The 4539-nt window shown below is 49.9% G+C and carries 4 protein-coding genes and 2 pseudogenes; 5 read left to right on the top strand and 1 reads right to left on the bottom strand.

Annotated features, from left to right (window positions below; genetic code table 11):
• The 4 genes and pseudogenes from Q1V74_RS10075 to Q1V74_RS10090 form a co-directional block, all read left to right on the top strand.
• Nucleotides 1-415 (top strand): annotated as a pseudogene (locus Q1V74_RS10075) (5-methyltetrahydropteroyltriglutamate--homocysteine S-methyltransferase); the annotation flags it as partial.
• Nucleotides 412-1788: an MFS transporter gene (locus tag Q1V74_RS10080; RefSeq protein ID WP_300648608.1), complete on the top strand. Its 1377-nt coding sequence runs from the start codon at nucleotides 412-414 to the stop codon at nucleotides 1786-1788. The pseudogene Q1V74_RS10075 and the gene Q1V74_RS10080, both read left to right, overlap by 4 nt.
• A 274-nt stretch (nucleotides 1789-2062) precedes the next feature.
• Entirely contained in the window at nucleotides 2063-2344 is a 282-nt protein-coding gene (locus Q1V74_RS10085) for a peptidylprolyl isomerase (protein WP_260650320.1), read from the top strand.
• 75 nt (nucleotides 2345-2419) lie between these two features.
• Nucleotides 2420-3082: a DUF1007 family protein gene (locus Q1V74_RS10090; protein ID WP_300648610.1), complete on the top strand. Its 663-nt coding sequence runs from the start codon at nucleotides 2420-2422 to the stop codon at nucleotides 3080-3082.
• On the opposite strand, the gene Q1V74_RS10095 is transcribed toward Q1V74_RS10090, so the two are convergent.
• On the bottom strand, nucleotides 3074-4051 hold the full coding sequence (locus Q1V74_RS10095; protein ID WP_300648612.1) for a nickel/cobalt transporter: 978 nt from the start codon (nucleotides 4049-4051) through the stop codon (nucleotides 3074-3076). The genes Q1V74_RS10090 and Q1V74_RS10095 overlap by 9 nt on opposite strands.
• Nucleotides 4052-4203: 152 nt before the next feature.
• Between Q1V74_RS10095 and Q1V74_RS10100 the strand changes: the two are divergent.
• A pseudogene (locus Q1V74_RS10100) lies at nucleotides 4204-4539 on the top strand (phosphonate metabolism protein PhnP); the annotation flags it as partial.

Consider the following 4539-nt stretch of genomic DNA (forward strand, 5'->3'; position numbering starts at 1 on the left):
GCTGCATGTGTGTCGGGGTAATTTCCGTTCGACGTGGATCTCTTCGGGGGGCTACGAGCCTGTTGCTGAGTTGCTGTTTGGCTCAGTGAATGTGGACGCTTTTTTCTTAGAATATGATAACGATCGTTCGGGAGATTTTCGGCCCTTGCGCTTTATTAAGCCTGGTCATCAGCAAGTGGTTTTAGGTTTGGTGACGACGAAGACGGGCGAACTAGAAGACAAAGCGCTCATTAAAGCTCGTATCCAGGAGGCTGCACAATATGTGCCGTTGGAGCAGTTATGTTTAAGCCCACAGTGTGGATTTTCTTCTACCGAAGAGGGTAATAACATCAGTGAAGCCGAACAAGAAGCAAAACTGCGTTTTGTGGTGGAGATTGCACGCGAGGTGTGGGGTGAGCCACAGCAGGCGCTATGAGCAAGACGGCTTTTGCTTCTGACCTTAGCCTGCGTCAACGCTTAGATACCGCATCGATGGGGCGTTTGCAGTGGCGAGCCATCGCTTTATGCTTTTTAATCAATGCGATAGACGGTATTGATGTGTTGGTGATGGCTTTTACTGCCTCAGCGGTGGCCAGCGATTGGGACTTGAACTCCGTGGTTTTGGGGTGGTTATTATCTGCTGGCATTATTGGTATGACTTTGGGTTCTGTGTTTTTGACGCCGCTTTCGGATCGTTGGGGGCGGCGCCCCATGGTGTTAGGGAGTCTGATGGCAGCGGGTGCCTTTATGGTGGCCACGGAGTGGGTACAAGACCCATGGACGCTAGGCATGCTTCGTTTGCTGACCGGTATAGGTATTGGTTGTAGCATTGTGAATGCCAATGTGTTAACGAGTGAGTATGCAAATGCGCGTTGGCGTGCCCTAGCAATTGGCTTGCAGTCGGTGGGTTTTGCGTTGGGAGCGACCCTAGGTGGGATGCTAGCGGCTTATTTGCTTAAGCGAGGGGCGTGGCAACATGTGTTCGTTTGGGGTGGGTTTCTGACGTGGGGCGCGGCCGCATTGGTGGCATTGGGTTTGCCTGAGTCGTTGGATCAATTGCTCCAAGGTCGGAAAAAAGGGGATGTGCAACGTGCGCAGCAATTATTACAGCGCATGGGGCATGGTCATTTTTCTGTTGAGCTACAGACCACTGTAAGGCCCAAGCCCAGTGCGTTGCAGGCATTGCAGCTATTATGGGCGCCGGGAGCCGTGCGCACTTGGTTGTTAGGCGGGAGCTTTTTTGCTTTGATGTTCAGCTTTTATTTTGTAACAAGCTGGACCCCAAAACTACTGGAACAAGCCGGGCTATCTGCTGAAAAAGGGGTAGCCGGAGGTGTGCTTTTGCATGTGGGCGGTATGTTTGGTGCATTAGCTTTAGGGATTTTAGCGAGCCGGTGGCAATTACAACGCGTAGCGCAGTCACTGATGGTATTAGGTGCGGTGGCGCTTTGTGTGGTCATACCTGCTACCGGATGGTCTTTGCCCATTGCTATTTTGCTAGGGGTGGCGATTGGTTTTTTAATCAATGGCTCGATTGCGGGCTTATATGCCACCGCTCCTCAAAGCTTTGAAGCGGCCACACGTAGCTCTGGGGTTGGAATAGTCTTGGCGTTTGCCCGTTTAGGAGGGATGGCATCGCCCGTTGTTGCTGGGCATTTGCTGCAAGCAAACTGGTCCGTGACGAGCCTATATTGGTTATACGCGGGTACTCTGTTGGTGGCAGCGTTATTTTTGCAAGGTTTTTTAGCGCAGCAACGAGAAGCACGTGTCCCATTACGCGCTGATGGGCTCGCCTTGGTCAAAGAATAGGCGACTGGATATTGGTTTAAGCCATGCTTGGCTGCCCACATGTAGTCCTAATGTGTGAAAGCGGTGCTTGCTCAGTTCGGCATGCACCGCTTTATTGTTGTATAGGGTGCGCAGTATCAGTCGTACATTAGGGTTGGTTGAGTGCTGGAAAGTATCGTTTACAGCTCCAAACGTGCTGGTGTTGTAATACGGAAAGGGCTAAAACAGATGAATGGGTAGAAATGAATACCGAATCTACGTTAAGCTTACAGATCACTTTTAAAAGGAGCATTCCATGCAACAAGCCTCTGCAAGTCATATTTTGGTTAACACCGAAGCCCAAGCTCTAGAGTTAAAAACAGCGATTGAAAATGGTGCTGATTTTGCTCAGCTTGCCCGTGAAAACTCAAGCTGTCCTTCTTCGCAACAAGGTGGTGCATTAGGTACATTTGGTCGTGGGCAAATGGTGCCCGAGTTTGATCAGGTAGTGTTTAGTGCCCCAGTGGGCGAGGTCCAAGGCCCTGTGAAAACGCAGTTTGGTTATCACTTGGTTTTAGTGACCGGTCGGAATGACTAAACCAAGATCATGGTTTATAAAAAGCCGCTCTTTGTAAAAAAGAGCGGCTTTTTTTCTAACGAGGGGGGGTGTAAGGTGACGAGGTTTGGTCGATGGTGGCGGCGTGTATTGGTGTTTTGGTTCTTAGGAAGCGCGTCCTTTGCTGTACAGGCGCATCCTCATGCTTGGATTTATGTAGGAACCACTTTTTTGATGTCGCAAGAGGGGTATATCACCGCAATTTCACAAAATTGGAACTATGATAATTTGCTCACGGAAATTTTATTGGATGAGTTAACCCAAGATGGATCGGGGCAGGCCTTGGATTTAACGGAGTGGGCTGCTGATACGCTGCAAAAACTGCAACCTTTTGGGTATTTTTTGCAGGTGAAAGCGGCGGGAAAAAAAGTGGGTTTGGGTGATCTGGTGCAGTACGAGGGGGCCTTGGAAGACGAGGTGCTGAAACTGCGTTTTACGGTGTTGCTGGATCCACCTGTTTACGCGGCGCAGCCCATTGAGCTGGCTGTGTTTGACCCATCTTTTTATATAGAAATATTACAGCATCCAGAACTGCCGGCACAGGTTCAAGGTGATTCGGTTCTGACGTGCGAGCTCAGTCTGGAGTATCCTGAGCCGTCTACCGAGGACTTTTTACGGGCCGCCGCCATAGACAGCGGGATGAAGGTGGAGCCGCAGTTTGGAGCGCTTTTTGCTGAGACGGTTCACTTGCAGTGCCAAGAGCCGAGCCGCTTAAAATAATGGGTTGGCGGGCGTAGCGAGGCTGTGCTGAAATAATCGGATGCCCATAAAAAAAATCAGCCCGCCCCCAAAAAGCCCAATGAGAGGGAAAAAGAGTGTTGTACGTTGAGAAGAAGGTTGGCGCTGAAAAAGTTTAAGGGCTACCTGGCGAAAAGAAACCGCGGTAATGGCCAGTAAGCTAACCGTGAAAGCGGTGCCCAAGGACATCGCGATCACGGCGAGGATTCCGGCCCAGCGTAAACCCAAAGCATAGGCTCCCAGAAGCACCAAAATCGCACCCGTACAAGGGCGCAGACCAATGGTAAAAATAATAGCGAGCGTAGAGCGCCAAGTCAGGTCGTGATGCAGATGATCACGATGTAACAAATGGGGACCCCCACATTCCACACAGTAGGCTTGCATTTTTGCTCCTTGTGTAAATAAACGGGGGGCTGAGGAGCGGGGGCGTGTGTAATAGCGATAGAGACTTTTTCCATTACGCAGTGCGAGTACAGCGCCCAGAAGAGTGATGAAAACAAAACTGGCTTGTTCGACGGTGGTGGCAGTACGCTGGGTGTAACGTAAAGAGTAGCCCAGTAGATTCGCCATGATCTCAACGAGGATAATGGCCACCAGCCCTTGTACCAAGGCAGAGCTGACGGATAAAAAAATACCGCGGCGCAGCCGGGTTTGGCTTGTTCCCAGATAGGTGGTGATCACCGCTTTGCCGTGCCCTGGTCCCGCCGCATGAAAAATCCCGTAAAGTAGACTCAGACTAATCAGAGGTCCCATCGCAACCCAATCATTTTTGGACACCGTTTTTAAAGCACTTACAAGTTGATGGTGTAGTTTGGCTTGAGTCGTCATCACCCACATCATTACTTGATTCCATGGCACGAGAAAATACAAAAGGATGATGGTAATACTAAAACCGAAGAGGACAGCTCCTAGAGTGCGCGCGGCCGAGCGGGTGGTTTTTTTTACGGGCATGGTCAATATCAGTTCTCTATGGGCGTGAAATCGCTTGTTTGGTTTGTTATGTTATAACATATCAGAGCTTGGCATGATGGATGTTTGTTATCCTAGGAACTAACATAGTTTCAAGTTATAAGGAATCACTACGTGATAAGGCGCATGGATATATGTTTAGTTTTACTTTTTTAGGAACTGGCGATTCAGCACAGGTGCCTGTGTATAACTGTTCATGCGCGGCATGCACTCGCGCGCGTGTGCGGGTGTCTTTTCGACGCCGCCCTAGCAGTGCTATGTTAACGATCGATGATAAAAAATGGCTGATTGATAGTGGCAGAACGGATTTGAGGGAGTTATTTCCCCCGCCTAGTTTAGCGGGAATATTACAAACCCATTATCATGCGGATCATGCTCAGGGGTTATTGACCCTGCGCTGGGGGCTGGGTATAACCATACCCGTCTGGGGACCCGAGGATCCAGTGGGTTTTGCGGATTTATATAAGCAC

It is taken from the genome of Paenalcaligenes sp. (assembly GCF_030152715.1).
In the GTDB taxonomy this organism is placed as follows: domain Bacteria; phylum Pseudomonadota; class Gammaproteobacteria; order Burkholderiales; family Burkholderiaceae_B; genus Paenalcaligenes; species Paenalcaligenes hermetiae.

What these genes read in the sequence shown, in the direction of transcription:
- Q1V74_RS10085 (WP_260650320.1), top strand. Translation starts at nt 2,063, where the DNA reads ATGCAACAAGCCTCTGCAAGTCATATTTTGGTTAACACCGAAGCCCAA.
- Q1V74_RS10095 (WP_300648612.1), bottom strand. Translation starts at nt 4,051, where the DNA reads ATGCCCGTAAAAAAAACCACCCGCTCGGCCGCGCGCACTCTAGGAGCT.
- Q1V74_RS10080 (WP_300648608.1), top strand. Translation starts at nt 412, where the DNA reads ATGAGCAAGACGGCTTTTGCTTCTGACCTTAGCCTGCGTCAACGCTTA.